Source organism: Maribacter sp. UH1 (assembly GCF_056839145.1).
In genome coordinates this window covers 2,197,773-2,215,765 of sequence record NZ_CM166387.1, presented here as the reverse complement: position 1 = coordinate 2,215,765, position 17,993 = coordinate 2,197,773, and the positions used below count along the sequence as shown (strand labels likewise).

At 35.0% G+C, this 17,993-nt stretch carries 14 protein-coding genes; 4 read left to right on the top strand and 10 right to left on the bottom strand.

Annotated features, from left to right (window positions below; translation table 11 throughout):
- Positions 1-12: 12 nt before the first annotated feature.
- From UH1x_RS09720 to UH1x_RS09710, 3 genes are all read right to left on the bottom strand, one after another.
- Positions 13-450 carry a deoxycytidylate deaminase gene (locus UH1x_RS09720; protein WP_482626381.1) on the bottom strand — a complete coding sequence of 146 codons (438 nt, stop codon included), beginning with the start codon at positions 448-450 and terminating at the stop codon, positions 13-15.
- An 85-nt stretch (positions 451-535) separates the two neighbouring features.
- On the bottom strand, positions 536-1,120 hold the full coding sequence (locus UH1x_RS09715; RefSeq protein WP_482626380.1) for a HupE/UreJ family protein: 585 nt from the start codon (positions 1,118-1,120) through the stop codon (positions 536-538).
- A 26-nt stretch (positions 1,121-1,146) separates the two neighbouring features.
- Complete coding sequence (locus UH1x_RS09710) at positions 1,147-1,887, bottom strand: TerB family tellurite resistance protein (RefSeq protein WP_482626379.1); 741 nt, start codon at positions 1,885-1,887, stop codon at positions 1,147-1,149.
- Positions 1,888-2,017: 130 nt separating this feature from the next.
- Here UH1x_RS09710 and UH1x_RS09705 point away from each other — a divergent pair, with 130 nt between their 5' ends.
- From UH1x_RS09705 to UH1x_RS09695, 3 genes are all read left to right on the top strand, one after another.
- The gene (locus UH1x_RS09705) at positions 2,018-2,428 is read left to right on the top strand and encodes a BrxA/BrxB family bacilliredoxin (RefSeq protein ID WP_027065332.1); all 411 of its coding nucleotides are present in this window, start codon (positions 2,018-2,020) and stop codon (positions 2,426-2,428) included.
- A 234-nt stretch (positions 2,429-2,662) separates the two neighbouring features.
- The gene (locus UH1x_RS09700) at positions 2,663-3,247 is read left to right on the top strand and encodes a lysophospholipid acyltransferase family protein (RefSeq protein WP_482626378.1); all 585 of its coding nucleotides are present in this window, start codon (positions 2,663-2,665) and stop codon (positions 3,245-3,247) included.
- Entirely contained in the window at positions 3,244-3,924 is a 681-nt protein-coding gene (locus UH1x_RS09695; protein ID WP_482626377.1) for an HD domain-containing protein, read from the top strand. The genes UH1x_RS09700 and UH1x_RS09695 overlap by 4 nt, the downstream gene beginning before the upstream one ends.
- 87 nt (positions 3,925-4,011) lie before the next feature.
- Here the strand turns inward: UH1x_RS09695 and UH1x_RS09690 are convergent, their stop codons facing one another.
- The 5 genes from UH1x_RS09690 to UH1x_RS09670 all read right to left on the bottom strand — a co-directional run bounded on the left by UH1x_RS09690 (position 4,012) and on the right by UH1x_RS09670 (position 10,635).
- Entirely contained in the window at positions 4,012-5,442 is a 1,431-nt protein-coding gene (locus tag UH1x_RS09690; RefSeq protein ID WP_482626376.1) for a glycosyltransferase family 2 protein, read from the bottom strand.
- A 287-nt stretch (positions 5,443-5,729) separates the two neighbouring features.
- Entirely contained in the window at positions 5,730-6,803 is a 1,074-nt protein-coding gene (locus tag UH1x_RS09685) for a PA0069 family radical SAM protein (protein WP_482626375.1), read from the bottom strand.
- Positions 6,804-6,850: 47 nt separating this feature from the next.
- Positions 6,851-8,404 carry a hypothetical protein gene (locus UH1x_RS09680; protein WP_482626374.1) on the bottom strand — a complete coding sequence of 518 codons (1,554 nt, stop codon included), beginning with the start codon at positions 8,402-8,404 and terminating at the stop codon, positions 6,851-6,853.
- A 17-nt stretch (positions 8,405-8,421) separates the two neighbouring features.
- Entirely contained in the window at positions 8,422-9,204 is a 783-nt protein-coding gene (locus tag UH1x_RS09675; RefSeq protein ID WP_482626373.1) for an enoyl-CoA hydratase/isomerase family protein, read from the bottom strand.
- A gap of 18 nt (positions 9,205-9,222) precedes the next feature.
- Positions 9,223-10,635 (bottom strand): sensor histidine kinase, encoded by a 1,413-nt coding sequence (locus UH1x_RS09670; RefSeq protein ID WP_482626502.1) that lies wholly within the window; start codon positions 10,633-10,635, stop codon positions 9,223-9,225.
- Positions 10,636-10,858: 223 nt separating this feature from the next.
- Between UH1x_RS09670 and UH1x_RS09665 the strand changes: the two genes are divergently transcribed.
- Positions 10,859-14,110: a ligand-binding sensor domain-containing protein gene (locus UH1x_RS09665; protein ID WP_482626372.1), complete on the top strand. Its 3,252-nt coding sequence runs from the start codon at positions 10,859-10,861 to the stop codon at positions 14,108-14,110.
- Positions 14,111-14,154: 44 nt separating this feature from the next.
- On the opposite strand, the gene UH1x_RS09660 is transcribed toward UH1x_RS09665, so the two are convergent.
- Together UH1x_RS09660 and UH1x_RS09655 are read right to left on the bottom strand one after the other, a co-directional pair.
- Positions 14,155-14,706, bottom strand: coding sequence for a CopD family protein (locus tag UH1x_RS09660; RefSeq protein WP_482626371.1), 552 nt, complete (start codon positions 14,704-14,706; stop codon positions 14,155-14,157).
- A gap of 50 nt (positions 14,707-14,756) precedes the next feature.
- Complete coding sequence (locus UH1x_RS09655) at positions 14,757-17,882, bottom strand: glycosyl hydrolase (RefSeq protein WP_482626370.1); 3,126 nt, start codon at positions 17,880-17,882, stop codon at positions 14,757-14,759.
- Between the last annotated feature and the right edge of the window lie 111 nt (positions 17,883-17,993).

Below are 17,993 nucleotides of genomic sequence, written 5' to 3'. Positions count from 1 at the left end.
TTAATGTAAACGTTAGATAGTAACATTTATTTCTGGCATATGTTGTAATTCAACTCCAGCTTTTGCTAAAAATTTTAATCCTGAATCATCTTTATAGCCTACCTGATACACTACACGTTTAATGCCAGATTGGTGAATTAGCTTACTACATTCTCTACAAGGTGATAAAGTAATGTACAATGTAGCCCCTTGGCATGATTGTGTAGAACTGGCTACTTTAAGTATGGCATTAGCCTCCGCATGTAAAACATACCATTTGGTATACCCTTCTTCATCTTCACAGTAGTTCTCGAACCCTGTTGGGGTGCCGTTATATCCGTCAGAAATAATCATTCTGTCCTTAACTATAATTGCACCTACTTGTTTCCTTTTACATGAAGACAATTTACCCCATTCTTTAGCCATTCTTAAATAGGCTCTATCATATTTTAATTGTTTCTCTTTCTTCATTTACAGTAAGCTTTATTCAAGCACTTATCCCTAAGGTAGTTGCTTTGATCAGTATCAACAATATCTTAGGCTAAACTTTAACAATCTAAAAAGGAAATGTTTCATAAAGCAATGGTAGCGTTATAAGTATAATCAAAATACTACCTACCATTACAAATAAACTTTGTTTCACCTTTAATATGGTTTGGATCACATAGGCCAACATCAATACCAGCAAAACTATAACTACTTGAGATAATTCAATACCACCGGCAAAACCTAATAACGGGGCCAGCTTGTCTTCTTCTCCCATAATCATCATTTTAAAATAATTAGAGAATCCAAAACCATGTACTAGTCCAAAAACACCGGTAACGAGAACATGAAACCAAATAGTTTTATCGTCTTTTTTATCTGTACTACCCACTAAATTAAAAAGAGCCGTGCTAACAATGGTAACAGGTATTAAAAATTCAATCCAACTAGCATCTATCACCATCACTTCGTAAACAGAAAATACTAATGCCAAACAGTGGGTAAAAGTAAAAACAGTAGCCAAAAGCAATACATTTTTCCAACTCTTAAAAGTAAATGGTAGTGCCAGCGCAGCTAAAAATAATATATGGTCATATGCATTGATATCCAACACATGTTGCAAACCTAATTCTATATAAAACCAAAATTCTTGCATTCCACTATATCTATATAATTAGTATTCTAATTTAATCCACGTTCTTTTTGAATGGTCTCATAAGCCTCTTGTACTTGCTTAAACTTTTCTTCTGCACCTTTCTTAATAGCCTCGTCTTTTGTATTCACCCTATCTGGATGATATTTTTTAGCCATTGCCCTATACGCCTTTTTCACTTCGGCATCCGTAGCGGATTTTTGAATATCCAAAATTTTATAAGAGTTGTTCGCAGATTTAACGAACATGGCCTTTATACTTTCAAATTCGTTTAAAGAAACCCTAAGATATCCTGCTATTTCCCTAATTTTCTGAATTTCAGGATTGCTAATATTACCATCTGCTTGTGCAATACCGAATAAAAAATGAAGCAATTGTAAACGTACTTCATAACGCGTACGCTGCGCCAAAAAAGTACATACCTTCTGTGCAGATATCTGACCTTTCTTATTGATCTCGTTAAAACTTCTAAAAATAGCGTTCGCTTTGTCCTTACCATAGGTACTTACAAAATACTGACGAACATAATCCATTTCTGACTGGCTAGCTTGTCCATCTGCCTTAATAACGATAGAACAGAGCGATAAAAGATTCAATTCAAAATCTGCCGCAGTTACATTTGGTCTAGTATAATCTTCAAACACGCTACGCGCACTGCCTTTATTAGACCCAAAAAAGCTATCTATAATACTACCGGCAAAGAATCCTAACACCGCTCCAGATAATCCTCTAAAAGAAAAGCCTATTATGGCTCCCAACCATTTAATCATTTCGTATGCTCAATTTTGCCAAAGATAAAATATTACGAATAGAAAGTTAGGCCAATGAAAAGTTAAGGTCTGAAGCAGTGCTGCGACTAATTGATTATCTTTGTGATAGTTTAATTAAAACATTAAGAATATGTACCCTGCGGAATTAGTAAAACCAATGAGAGATGACCTGGCTTCTGCCGGATTTGAAGAATTATATACAGCAGATGCGGTAGCAAATGCCATCAATAAAGAAGGAACAACTTTAGTTGTTGTAAATTCTGTTTGTGGTTGTGCAGCGGCAAACGCGAGACCTGCTGCCAAAATGAGCTTGCAGAACGATAAAAAACCAGACTTTGCAGTAACCGTTTTTGCTGGTGTAGATAAAGAAGCTGTTGATGCAGCAAGAAACCTAATGGTTCCTTTCCCTCCATCTTCACCATCTATGGCATTGTTCAAAAACGGAGAGCTAGTTCACATGATCGAGCGTCACCATATTGAAGGTAGACCAGCTGAAATGATCGCTCAGAATTTAGCACAGGCTTACGACGAGTTTTGCTAAATTTTACGGCATAAACAATATTCCTACAAAATAATAGGATTAAAAAACCGCTCTAATTGAGCGGTTTTTTATTTTTGTAAGATGCAGAAGTTGCTTTCTTATATATTAACACCCATTTTTTTTATAGCATTTGGTCTATGTCTTGGGATATTTCATCCCATTCAATGGTTAGGTTTTAAACTTTTTGGATATGAAGGCTTAAAGCCCACAGTAAGCAAGCTTAACTTTTGTTTAATGCGTAGTACAAACATTTTAGGTACTACATACAACTTCACCAATAATTTTGATTTACCAACAGATAGACCTTTGATCATTGTCACCAACCATCAAAGCATGTACGACATACCGCCCCTAATCTGGTATATGCGTAAACACCATCCAAAGTTTGTGAGTAAAAAAGAATTGGGAAAAGGCATACCTAGCGTCTCATTTAACCTAGTGCATGGTGGATCTGTACTTATAGACAGAAAAGATGGTAAATCTGCCATCATGGAAATTGGGAAACTTGGTACTTATATTGAAAAGCATAACAGAAGCGCAGTTATTTTTCCGGAAGGGACCAGAAGTAGAGACGGACACCCAAAACCATTTAAGCCCATGGGGCTTAAAATGCTTCTTAAAAAAGCTCCTTCTGCACTGATTGTTCCTATAAGTATCAATAATTCGTGGAAATTGGTTCGCTTCGGGCAATTTCCAATGGGATTGGGAGCTAAGGTTCGTATAGAAGTTCAGCAACCTTTAGAGAATAAAGGCAATTTAGATGACCTGATCCAACAAATTGAAGCATCCGTAGTTAGCGGGATAAATTCCTTTAAATGACCCATTCAGAAATTGTAGAAGAAACCATAATATTTGTCAAAGAAACCTTGAAAAATGCCGAAGGAGGGCATGACTGGTTTCACATTCAACGTGTATTCAATAACAGCATGTTAATTGCAAAAGAAGAAGATGACATCAATATTTTAGTCGTTAGCCTAGGTGCACTTCTTCATGATATTGCAGATGCTAAGTTTAATGATGGTGATGAAGCTTTGGGACCAAAAATGGCAGAAGATTTTTTGTTGAGTCTTGGTGTACCTAAAAGAACGATCAACCATGTAACCAATATTATAAAATACAGTTCATTTAAAGCCAGCTTAACAGACGGCAAGATGAAGAAGAAGCTATTTACTTCTAAAGAACTCAAAGTAGTACAAGATGCAGATCGTTTAGACGCTATTGGAGCCATTGGAATTGCTCGTGCATTTAATTATGGTGGATTTAAGAATAGAGCCCTCTATGACCCTAGTATACCGCCTAATTTAGAAATGACCAAAGAAGAATATAAGAAGTCAGAAGCACCTACATTGAATCATTTCTACGAGAAATTATTGCTTTTAAAAGACAAAATGAATACCGAAACAGGTAAACGTTTGGCGGAAGAACGTCATCAATACATGATAGATTTTTTAGAACAATTTTATCAAGAATGGAATCCTTTAAAAAATTTAACTTAAATTCACAACGTAATTCAACAACATCAAACCATTAAAAAGGGTCTCAACATACATTGAGACCCTTTTTTCATTTTATAATATCTTCAATTATTTTGTTGGCAACTCTCTAGTCAACCAACCACTTCTACTTGCGGTTACAATTGCATAAGGAGTTATCCAAAAAAGACCGAACGTAAAAAGTACGCTGTATGAATATGCCCAAACCGACTCGGAAATCGAGTATCTTTTAGCATAGAACAATACTGGAAAAGTTGATAAAACCAATATACTTACAAAAGTAGAACTTAAGAATAATAATGGGTGAGTGAACACAAATACCAACATGAACAATACAAATGGGTAGCATAATACAATTCTTGAGAATTGGCTAAAGAACAATAATCTTGTACCTGTTTTTGGCCCTTTTCTAAAGTTTCTAAATACATACTTAGACATTTGAATGTTCTCACGTACATTACTTCTACCCCATCTAATGAACATTTTGTAAAGCCCTTTATACTTTTCAGGAACATTAGTATACGCAAATGCATTTCTTTGGAATAATACGTGGAAACCTTGCTTTAAAATCATGTTTGTCATAGCTCTATCTTCACCTATATCTGAAGCTTGACCCATAAAGGTTTGATTGATCCACTCATCTAAACAACCGAATACTGCAGTAGCTCTGTAAGCTGCTAAAGCACCTGGCGTACACAATACGGAGTTTAAAGTACTTTCAGATGAACGTACAAACTCAAAACTAAGTGCAAAACTTACGTCAAGCATTTTAGGCAAAATCTTATCGTTATTCAATACACGAATATTACCTGCAACAGCACCACAATTTTCATCAACGATAAACGGACTTACTAGATTTCTCAAAGTATCCTTATCAACGATAGAATCACTATCAACAGTTACAAATATCTCACCTGTACCTTCATTAAAACCTCTGTACAATGCATGACGTTTACCCATGTTTTTAGGTTGTTGACAAATAGAAACTCTATCGCCCAATTCCTTTTTAGCTTCCTGCATCCAAGTCCAGGTATCATCTTTACTACCATCATCAATAGCCAATAGTTGAATTTTATCTTCTGGATAATCACTTTCTGCTAAACTTTTTAAAGTTGCCCAAACTTGTTTGCCTTCATTATACGCAGGTACAATAACGGTAACCGTCGGTAACTCTTCATTAGATACCGATGGAATAGCCTTATATTTTAGAAATCTAATAAATGTGTAAATAAAGAAACTCAATTTAAAAACGAAAAAAGCAGCAGCTACGATCATGAATATAAATCCGATCATGGTACTTCTTCTTTCCAAATGCAATTGTGTGAAGTCGTTTTGTAGAATATAAGCTAAGTAAGCTGAACCAAACATTAGCACGAATGTGCTTCCCATTACAAAAATACCCCATGCATTGGCATTTTCAATTAGATGTTTCATTCTAGAAAAGAAAGGCTTCTTCTCTGTTTTATTGGTAGTGTTTTTTAAAGTTTTCATATTCCCTTTGGTAGTGTTCTTGGTTTTCATAAATAGTTCTAGTATTTATTTCTGCCCTATCTACGCTTAGAATTACCTTTTGGATTTTATTTTAACAAAACTTTTTAAAGAAATTGTTTACCCTAAACTATTGCACGCTTTTTAAACTTCACCTGCTAATTTAAAACCATAAATTTTTGACTTATTTGCAATATTTAACTCGTTTCCATACAGTTATAGCTATTATTAATTACACTTATGAAATAAGAATTCTAAAAAAATAATGGCGATTGGAAATTGGCAGGACAATCAATACACAAGTGTAAAAAAGGTTAACCTTAGAATAGTTTTAGCTGCCCGTCTTTATAAGATTCGTGTAGATTGGTATTTAATTTGGGAAAAGATTTATCTTTAAAATAGGTTCGCTTTGCCAACCTTACCATATCATGAATTTGAGTAGCAATTTTACCATCTCCCCTGCTTCTTACACCAAATCTACTGTCGTTTAAATTACCTCCGTGGCAATTTTTAATTTGGTTCAGAACTTTATCTGCCTTGTCAGGTAATGTTTTATGAATCCAATCAGTAAAAATCTCACCAATTGCTCCGTTTAGTCTAACTACGGTAAATGCCATTGACAAGGCACCATTTTCTGAAACCGTTTTAGCCAATTTCAAAATCTCATGACTATTTATTCCCGGTATAATTGGTGCCAACATAGCATTGACCGGTATACCGTTTTCAGATAAAATACGTATAGCTTCAAGCCGTTTTTTATTGGTTGTAGTTCTAGGCTCTAAAATTCTTCTTGTTTCTTCGGATAAGGAGGTAACAGAAATGTTTACACCTATTAATCCGTATTCATTAAGTTCTTTTAAAATATCCAGATCTCGCAAAATCAAAGCATTTTTAGTTATGATGCCCACCGGATGCCTATATTTTAAAAATACCTCTAAACATTTTCTAGTTAGTTCAAACTGCTTTTCTGCAGGTTGATAACAATCTGTATTACCCGACATGACTATGGTACACGCCTTCCAACTTTTACTTCTTAATTTAGCTTCCAAAAGTTTTGGAGCATCATGCTTTACCAGAATTTTTCGTTCAAAATCCAATCCTGCACTATATCCCCAAAATTCATGTGCATTTCTGGCATAACAGTATATGCAACCATGCTCACAACCTTGATACATGTTCATGGAGTAACTCATACCAACATCTGGACTAGTTACTTTATTGACTATCGTTTTTGGAAAAATAGGAAGGTATTGGGTTTTATTTCTATCAGCAACTTCCCCTTCTACTCGGCAGAATTCGAGAAAATCATCTCTAGTTTCATAATTATATGCAGAAAATTTATTGCTAGTATTTTTCTGGGCACCTCTTCCTTTAACCGAAGAATTGTATTTCATTAAATAGGATTTATTCCAAAATTATGGAATAAATCCTAATATTATATTTATTTAACACCCACTTGAACCAATTGTTTTTTGGTTCCTCTTTTTGCGTAGAACATTAATTCATCGTTCTGTCTATCAATATAAGGTACAGATACCATCAAAGGCAAACGAGCTTCTGTATCGTCAATAACCTTGTTGTATTTCATATGTCCGTTTTCATCCAATCGAATTAAAAAGACATTCCTATTTCTACTAAGTCCTTGCTTGAACATGATCCGGTCTTCACTCAACTGCTGCGGATTTTCTGATGACGTACTAATAAAAAAGTAGGTTGTATTATTTTTTGTATAAGCACTATAAGAAGCATAAGCACCGTCGCCCTGTGTTACCTCTGTCTTGTTGATATTTCTTGCCCAAATTAAATCTCCCGAAGAGCTCAATTTTGCACTGATAATATCATTATGGTGATATCTAGTTACCGCAACGCGCCCACCACTAGAGTTAGATTGTACACTTTTACTTGTAAAGTACTCTTCAGCATTAAATAGAATATTCCCTTCATTGGTAATATCCATTCCTTTAAACACTAAATCTTTTATAGCCTTGTCATCTTCACGTCCAAACTTATCCATCATAAACTGTTCAGAAAACTGGTTAAATTTTTCAGTCTTCATTTCTAGAGTTTTCGGATGTAAGTTGAAATACGATATTCCGTTATAACGATTATCTTTTCTATCCGCATAAAAACCGATACAGAGCAATTCATCACCTCTAAAAATGGGTTTTAAAGATTCTGGAAATTTACCGGGAGTATAAAATGACTGAGTGCTTCTACCACTATTAGAAATTCGAATCATTTCGTATTGAAACTTACGCTCCGTAGCATTGAAACGTTTCTTTTTAAAATATGCCTTACCTACCAAATACACATTCTGCAAATCTTTTGAGAAGGCTATATTTTCAAATGCATAATTCTTTTCGGCTACCTCATCAGAAAAATCATGCTCCATTAACTTGTTTAAGTTGGCATTGAATACATGAATTGTGTGCTGATCGATCTTTCTTTTCTTATAATGTGTAGTTATGGCAAATGCCGATTTATCATCATTGAATAAAATAGAAGTGGTAAAGCCAGATGAGAAGTTTCTGTTATAGAAATTTCTATCTAAAGGCTGTTCTACTGGCTCAGACGCTATAGATAACAAGGTTTCTTTTGTAAACTGAAATTGAGAAAACGGGCTTCTATGCACTTCATATTGATAACTTCTGGTATTATAGTTGTACTCTAAAAACAACAAATAAACCTGCCCATTACGAACATAGGCGTCTATGAAATTGGCATTTTTAAGTTTATAATTATATTCAGAGACTAGCTCTAAATCCTTATTATAATGTTCAATAAAATACCCTTTTGGTCTTAGTACAATACCTGTATAATATGCACGGACCACAACAGTACCTTCGCTACCATCATCTGCGATAGCAAGCATGTTAGAGTATCTATATTTATCATGAAATTTTTCACCAATAGTATAGGATACAAGTTCTTCTTGAGCAAAGGAGCTTATAACATTAATAAGAAATAAAAATAAAAAAGCGCTACGTTTTAACATAACCAGATTGGTTTATGTCATGAACCTGGAAACTCTGCTTTTCTTTTCTCTAAAAACGCAGTGGTGCCTTCGGTAAAATCATCTGTTCCAAAACAGGCACCAAAAGCTTCAATTTCCTGCTCATAACCATTTACAGTATTCTTAAAACCAGCATTTACTGCTTTTATTGCATGTGAAATGGCTACAGATGAGTTATTGGTTATTCTAGATATAATTTTATGGCACAATGGCAATAATTCTTCTTGCGTAGTAACATGGTTTACCAAGCCATAAGCGTTTGCCTGTTCTGCAGAAATCATACCTGCGGTCATGATCATTTCCATAGCTCTTCCCTTACCCACTAATTGCGGTAAACGTTGTGTACCACCGTAACCAGGTATAACACCTAAAGACACCTCTGGTAGTCCCATTTTGGCATTATCACTTGCCACTCTAAAATGACAGGCCATTGCTAGTTCTAATCCGCCACCTAAGGCAAAACCGTTTACTGCTGCAATTACAGGTTTGGATAAGTCTTCTACAAAATCGAACAATTGTTTCTGTCCCTTAGCCGCTAATTTTTTTCCTTCTTTTTCACTGAAATCAGAAAATTCTGAAATATCGGCACCAGCAACAAATGCCTTTTCACCACTACCGGTTAAGATAATAGCCTTAACACTCTTATCTTTTTTTAAATCTTTAAAAGCATCATGCAATTCGCCTATGGTTTGCTTATTCAAAGCATTTAATTTAGTAGGACGATTAATAGTTACAATTGCAGTAGTATCCTCTTTTTTAATTAATAACGTTTCGTATGACATTGTTGTTGATTTGTTGAATTATACATTTTCTTTGGGAAACTTTACACAGAAGACCGTACCCTTACCTAAATGAGATGTAAAGTTGATTGATCCCTTGTAAGTTTCCACGATATTTTTTACCATTCCTAATCCTAGCCCCATACCACTAGTTTTAGTGGTAAACTTAGGTTCAAATATTTTTTCTTCATTATCCTTTTCAATACCATAACCATTATCTGCCACAGATATTTTAACCATATCACCTTCAGATGCCACACTGACCAAAACTCTTGGAGATACCACATCTGGTACAGCTTGAATAGCATTCTTCACCAAATTGGTTACTACACGTATTAACTGTGTACGATCTAATTTCGCAATTATTTCCTCTTCCTCCGCAATGAAATGAATATAATCTTCATTAAAGATATCTAAAGCCAGTTTTACAATTTTAACCACGTTCAGCGTCTCATTCTGTTGCGCAGGCATCTCGGCAAAATTAGAGAAGGCAGATGCTATGCTACTCATAGTATCTATTTGCTGAATTAAAGTGTCTGAGTATTCTCTAAGTTTTTCATGAATCAACGGGTCTTCTGGATCAAATTTACGTTCAAAACTCTGTACAGTAAGTCGCATTGGCGTAAGTGGATTTTTTATCTCGTGCGCCACTTGCTTTGCCATTTCTCGCCAAGCCTGTTCACGCTCACTACGTGCCAATTTTACGGCGCTCTGACCTAATTCATCTATCATACCGTTATAAGCGGCAATTAACTTTTCTATCTCCTCACCAGGATTGTCAATATAAATCTTCTTGTTCTGTTTGCTTAAGTTGGTTCTACCCATCATGGTAGATATAGTCTCTAAAGAACGGGTTATATACTTGGATATAAAAAAAGCAAAGGCAATTGCCATAAGCAACATCAACAAGTACACCCCAGACAGGCGGAATAGAAATTCCTTTAATTCATAGTCGTTAAAAGAATTATCTTCAAAATAAGGCAGATTAAGAATACCAATAGGTTTAAATTTTTGATCGGCGATATAAGAAAAAGATGCTTTGTACTTATCACCTGCCAAAGCATTTTCGCGTACATAATGCTTATTAGGACTAATCTCCAATTTATTCAATATCTCAGAATCCAGACACATTGAAATAGAATCATTGGCAAATTTTGGACGTGAACTTTTTATAAGTTCCCCATCTAAGCTATAAATATTGAAATTCATGTTTTGCACAACGGCAATCTCATAAATTTCATTTTTAAATATTAAATCTAGATTTTCCGTAGTTACGGGATAGGTCGTTTTCTGAATGGCAAGATCAATACTCTGTCGTATCTGCTCTTCTTTACGTTCCATTCTATTTTCATGGTAATCCTTAGACTGTTCGCGATATTGGTATACCGTAACACCAGCAATTAATACCGATGCAATTAGCACCAAAAATATCATGGATAAGAAAATACGTGACCGTAAAGATACTCTAGTTAACAAGCTTCTGGTATTTCGTCTAAAGTTAGCAAATATCGCACCAAAAACGGGCAAATTGGAAGTTCAGTCAAAAAAACCTAATTTGAAATACATAAAAATGTAAAAGTTATCGAACAATAATTTTTTTGCACGTAATTTCTTACTTTTATTTGCGTTAATATACAGTACTTATTTAAAAGTTAGCATGTTATTGAAATACTACTTTACTTTTATTGCCTTTTTTGTAGTAATTACATTTTCCTGTTCTGCTCAGTCTGAACAGCAAGAATCTCCCCATTTTCAGCACATACAAGATGGTATGTCTCAAAGTAGCGCTACCGTACTTTTAGAAGATAATTTTGGTTTTATTTGGATAGGAACCAGAAATGGGCTTAATAGATATGATGGAAAAGATTTTGAAATTTACACCAAAAGTTTAGATGGCATAACTGGTCTAAAACATGAATATATCGTAGCCTTACATGAAGATGGACAAAATATTATCATCGGTACAAATGAGGGTCTTAGCCTTTATGATCGTAGTTTAAATATCATAACTCCATATCCGTTCATCAATGAAGGTGAAAACATTAAAGACGAAGTTTTTGAGATAATAGTTAAAAAAGACGGTATACTTTGGTTGGGGTCAGAATCTAGTGGTTTTTATAGTTACGAGCTAGAAACTGGTAAAGTAAAACATTTCCCTCCCCCTAATAAACATATAAATATTGGCAATCCTAGACTTAATAAAGTTATTAAAATTGATGTTTTAGATGCTAACCGCGTTCTAGTTGTTTTTACCTATAATACCGTTATCCTTAATTATGAGATGGAGATTATTAGTGAAATATTGCAAACAGAGGCAATGATCACCGGCATAAGATCATCAGATAATAGTTTATTAATAGGTTCCGGAACTGGCTCTCTATTTAAGCTGGATATAGCAGACAATTCAATTAGTTTCACCAAAGAAAAAGAGGTTAGTCCTGGTTTTGGCATACGATCTTTAGAAAAAAATCTTGATGATGAATTGTGGATAGGCACAGAAAATAACGGTTTATATATTTACAATGACAATCTAGATTTTATAAGACATATTGAGTACAGTGTTACAAAACCCAATTCCATTTCCGGTAATTCTATATGGGCTTTATTATGTACACGAGACGGTACAATGTGGATAGCCCCTTATAAAAGCGGGCTAAACATTTATGATAAAGAATACTATAAATTTAGACATGTAAATTCTGACCCATTCAACCCAAAGGGACTAAGTAATAAATTAGTGAACTGCTTTGCAGAAGACGATAAAGGCAACTTATGGATTGGCACAGATGGTGGAGGTATTGATTATTGGGACCGTGCATCAGATACATTTGAAAATTATTCGCTAAGAAATAAAACATTTCCCAGTAATGTGGTTCTTTCCATAATACAGACTAAAGATGACGAAATATGGGCAGGCACATGGACTAATGGTATAGCCGTTCTCAATACAAAAACAAAGAAAACAAGTGCACTAACCTCTGAGAATTCATTTTTAAAATCAAACATAATAATTGATCTTTTAAAAGATAAAAAAGAGAGAATTTGGATAGTAAATTACTTTTCTGGTGTACAGGTTTATGATCCCAAAACCAAGACACATGAAAATATAACGCTTAAATCAGAAATTGACGGAAGTATAATTAATTCCATATATCAAATCTTTGAAGACAACCAAGGTAATATTTGGATTGGGACATTAAATACCGGTTTATTTAAATTAACAAAAAATGGTGACGAATGGTCAAGCGTTCATTATCACTCCAAAAATTCTTTAAGTAATAATTTTATAAATGTTATCATTCAAGATAACGAAGATACTGTTTGGGTAGGTACACAAGGTGGACTTAACAAATACAACCCAGAAACAGATTCATTTTTAGTGATTGCTAAAGCTGATGGTTTAAAAAACGATGCGATTAAAAGTATTATAGATGATAGAAATAATCACTTATGGCTTAGCACCGAAGAAGGAATTATTAGATATAACAACAAAACAGGTGAAACAATTAATTACGATGTTGGTGATGGTCTTCAATCAAAAGAATTTATTGCAAGTTCATCTATAACTACTAAAAAGGGTGAATATATATTTGGTGGCATTAATGGCTTTAATATTTTTACTGCAAGTGATGTTGAAAAAAGAAAAGATACACTTACACTGTTTGTCTCTGGATTGAAACTTTTTAATCAACCCGTTTTGCCAAATGATGACTTTGGAATATTAGAAAAAGATATTAGTCAAGTAGACTCCCTAACATTTAACTACGATCAATCTGTTATAAATATAGATTTTAAAGCCCTTACTTTTAGACACCCAGAAAGTGTTAATTATGCATTTTACCTTGAAGGTTTTGAAAAAGATTGGAATTATGTTGGCAACCATCCAACAGCAACATACACAAACTTAAATCCTGGAGAATATACATTAAGAATAAAATCCACTAATTCTGATGGCGTTTGGGTTGATAACGAAATAGATCTTAACATTACCGTGACACCACCCTATTGGCAAACTTGGTGGTTTAAGGCATTAATGATCGCTCTAGTATTATTGATATTCTATATAGCACAACATATTAAACTACAAAATATCAGAAAAAATCAACGAAGTCTAGAGTTGAAAGTTGACGAACGTACTAAAGAACTACAATTTCAAAAAAATAAACTTGTAGAAGCCGCAGACAATTTAAAATCAAAAAACGAAGAAATTCAACGTTTTACATACGCAGTATCCCATGATTTAAAGAGTCCGTTAAGCAACATTAAAGGATTGGCCAGTCTAATACCATTAGAAATGGAATTAGAAGACCACCCAGATGTAGCTGAGTACTTGAGTTTAATTGACGTTTCTTGTAATAATATGAACGAGTTAATATCTGACATTACTGAAATAGCTAGGTTAGGTAAAATTGAAAATAAAAATGAGCTTTTAAAAACAAATGAAATATTAGCGCTGTCAAGAAATCTTATTAAAAGCCAGCTCAAGAACAAAAATATAGAGCTTACCATAGCTGAAAACCTTCCCAGCATTTTTGGTGACCTTAATAGAATAATACAAGTTTTTGGAAATTTCTTGGACAATGCCATAAAATATATGGGCAATCAACCTAACCCTAAAATAATTGTGGATTTTGAGGAAGATGGTGACAATAATATCTTTTTGGTAAAAGATAATGGTTTAGGTATGGACGAGCAGGCATTAGAAAAATTGTTCACACCATTTGAAAGATTTCATGATAACGTAAAGGGAACAGGTTTAGGCTTGTATATGGTTAAACAAATTGCCATTTCTCATGGTGGTACCATCATAGCAGAATCTGAAGGTAAGAACAAGGGAGCAACCTTTAAGCTTGTACTACCAAAAGCTAAAATTGCGGCAAAAAAAGCAAAAACATCTATGAAGTCGTAAATTAACAAATAAATCGTTTTCGTTTAATTTACAATTATGGATAGTTACGCTTCGGGATTCTTGTTCCTTATTCTTTTGTAGAGTTTTATACCCAGCATTAAAAGTATTCCTAAAACTATAATACCCACTACCCCAAAAATCCAATTAAAAGAACTTTTTAAGATTACCAAGAAGACAACTGCGAATAAAATTAGCGTGGCACCTTCATTCCATATACGCATGAATTTAGAGGTGTATTGAATATCATCTTGTTGAAACTTCTTGAAAATTTGATGGTTTTTTAGGTGATATAATATCAGTAACACTACAAAACCAAGTTTTATGTGCATCCAAGGTTGCGTTAGCCATCCTGGGTAAATAATAAGCAACCAAATAGCAAAAAATATGGCTAAAACAGCCGATGGCCAGGTAATGATATACCACAAGCGTTTGGTCATCAACTTTAATTGTTTGGAAAGAATTTCCTTTTCAGGTGATGCTTTTAGTTGAGCTTCTATATGATAAATGAATAATCTAGGAATATAAAAAAGCCCTGCAAACCACGTTATTACGAAGATGAGATGCAGGGATTTTATATAATTGTAATATTCTGTCATAAGGCTTATAAAAACAAGCTCAAAGTTAGTAAAAGCGAATAGAACTTATCTTATAATCTTATAGCACCCACTCCTGCATCCCATAACGTTTTATTGTAAGCAGGTATAGCTGTATTGATGAATTGCTTTCCTTTAGCTTTTAAACCAGTCCATTGTGCATCTAATTCAGCCTTAAGGTCTTTACTTGCCTTGTTTAATCTTGGAATACTACTATTTGTTTGATTGATCATGAATATATATTCCGCAGAAAACTTATTTGGGAAATTCTCTACATCATCATATGCTTGAGATTTACGCTGTACCATATCGGCATCCCAAGCTTTCATATCCGCAAGTAATTTTTTGCCCGCTGTTTTAACGCTAGGGTCCGTAACTTTTTTCAATACTTCAGTCAAATCTTTTTGAGCTGCATACAACTGATTGATCATATTATGCATTTCTGTCAACTCTGCTTCTGCGGTAGTCATAAACGCATCAAATTCTTCATACTGACCAGGTTTTGTCTCATAGGTTGGCACCTCTTTAATTGTTCCGGTCGTAGAAACTGTTTGCCCGTCTACTATTAATTTAAAAGTATACGTACCAGGGGAAACTTTATGTCCGCTAAATCCTGCTTCAATATATACATCAGGTACTCCTGGCATAATTGGGTGTTTCATATCCCAAACAAAACGATTCAATCCTTTTTTCTTACTCAATACTGGTGCAGGTGGCGCACCACCACCATTATGTTGTTTGTATGTAGGATCTTTTTCTGAACTAATGGTCCTAATCATTTTGCCTTTAGCATCTGAAACTTCTAAGGTAATTGCCGTACTATCTGCTAATTTTGGGAGCTCATAATACAATACCACCCCGTTAGCTGGATTAATGCCGTTAAATGCATCACTACCCGAAAATGTATCTGAATTACCACTCAACGGACTTCTCCAAGAACCGTTATAAGCATCTTTGGGCTTTAAAATTTGAAGGCCCGTTTTAGAAGGTTGGTATTGCCCAAGTGCAATTACATCATCTAGAATCCAGAAAGAGCGACCAGAAGTAGCCACTACCATATCACCTTTGTGCATTTTTAAATCTGTAATAGGTGTTTTTGGTAAATTCAATTGAAAAGGTTCCCAAGATTTACCTCCGTTCCATGATGCATAGATACCTTTCTCCGTACCGGCGTAAAGTAAATCCTTTTTGAACTCATCTTCACGAACTACACGCGTAAAAGCACCATAAGGAATTCCGGAATTTATAGCTGTCCAAGTTTTACCATAGTCTGTTGTTTTATAGAAACCGGGCGTATAATCATTAAACTTATACCTGGTCGTTGCAATGTATGCTGTAGCCGGGTCATGCGGAGAAACCTCTATCGCATTAATCAAGCATTCTTTTAATCCTTTAGGCGTTACATTTTCCCATGTTTCGCCTCCATTTTTAGTCAAATGCACCAATCCGTCATCACTACCTGTCCAGATAAATCCTTTTTCATGCGGAGATTCTAGTATGTAAGCCAGCGTACCATAATTCTCGGCACCTACTGCTTCATTAGTATACGGTCCACCACCATTACCTTGTTTGGCATCTATATTGCGTGTAAGGTCATCAGAAATTTTATCCCAAGTTAGACCCATATCACGGGTTCTAAATACATATTGCGCTCCGTGATAAAAGGTGCCCAATTCATGCGTAGAAGCTATTATCGGAGCATTCCAATTAAACAAATACCTCATATCCCTAGCCTCACGACCTAAATATTGAATAGGCGCTTGCATGATTTGAGTTGCCGCTTTAGACTCCATATCCATCACCTCTACCGTACCTAAATACTGACCTCCCATAACATATCTTGGGTTGTCTGGATCAAAGGCTAAAAAGGCACTTTCACCACCCGCAGAATCTGTCCAATCTCTTGTAGTAATGCTACTGCTACCTGCAGACAGACTAGCTATCTTCACAGACCTATTATCTTGTTGACCTCCATAAATATTATACGGAAACAGATTGTCCACACTAATACGATAAAATTGAGCTGTAGGCATGTTATCTTGAGTGGACCAAGTTTTTGCATAATCAAAAGAAACGGCAGCCCCACCATCATTAGCGATTACGATATTCTTAGAATTATTTGGATTGATCCATAGATTATGATAATCCCCATGTGTTCCTGAAAGCGTTTCCCAAGTTTTTCCACCATCTTCAGAACGAAGCGCAGGTGCACTTAAAACATACACCGTATCTTCATCGTTTGGATCTATAAAAACCTCAATGTAATACCAAGCGCGTTGTACCAATCTATTGTCTCCACTAACCATGCTCCATGATTCACCGGCATCATTTGAAACGAAAAGTCCACCTTTATCTGCATCTGAATCACTTTCAATAAGTGCATAAACTTTGTTAGAGTTTGACGGACTAACCGCTATTGCCATTTTTCCTTTTTCCTCCGGAAGCCCATTATGTATTTTCTGCCAAGTTTCTCCAGCATCCGTAGATTTATAGAGACCACTACCTGCACCACCACTAATAACCATATTTGGTTTACGTTGATGTTCCCACATAGCGGCATACATAATTTCAGGATAATTGGCATCCATAGAGAGCTCAGAAGCACCAGTTAAATTATTAACGAAAAGCGTGTTTTTCCAAGTCCTACCACCATCAACAGATTTATAGATACCACGTTCTGCATTACCCTCAAAAAGAGCACCCTGTGCAGCCACGTAAACAATATCAGGATTTGTAGGATGGATGATAATTCTTGAAATATGCTGGGTTCTTTCAAGTCCCATTTTCTTCCAAGATTTACCCGCATCAGTAGACTTATATACTCCGTCACCATAAGATGTCATAACACCACGTGGTGCATGTTCTCCCATACCTACATAAACGATGTTTGGGTTAGATGCCGATACCGAAACCGCACCAACAGAGCCCAGTTCAAAATAACCATCAGAAATATTTTCCCAACGTTGCCCGGCAGATTCTGTTTTCCAAACTCCGCCACCAGTTGTACCCATATAGTAAGTCATGGGGTCACCGATAACTCCAGTTGCAGTTACCGAACGCCCACCTCTAAACGGACCAATATTTCTGAATTTTAAAGGTTGAAAATAATCGTTGGCATTTTGGGCAAAAGTTATGGTGATTGCCAGTACCGCTATAAAAAAGAGTAGTTGTTTTTTCATTTTAGGTTATTTGGATGTTGTTTTAGGCATTCTAAATTGTCAGTTTGAGCGGTTTTATAGGAGTAATGCATAAAGAAAAATTATATCGAAAACCATTTTGAACACAAAAGT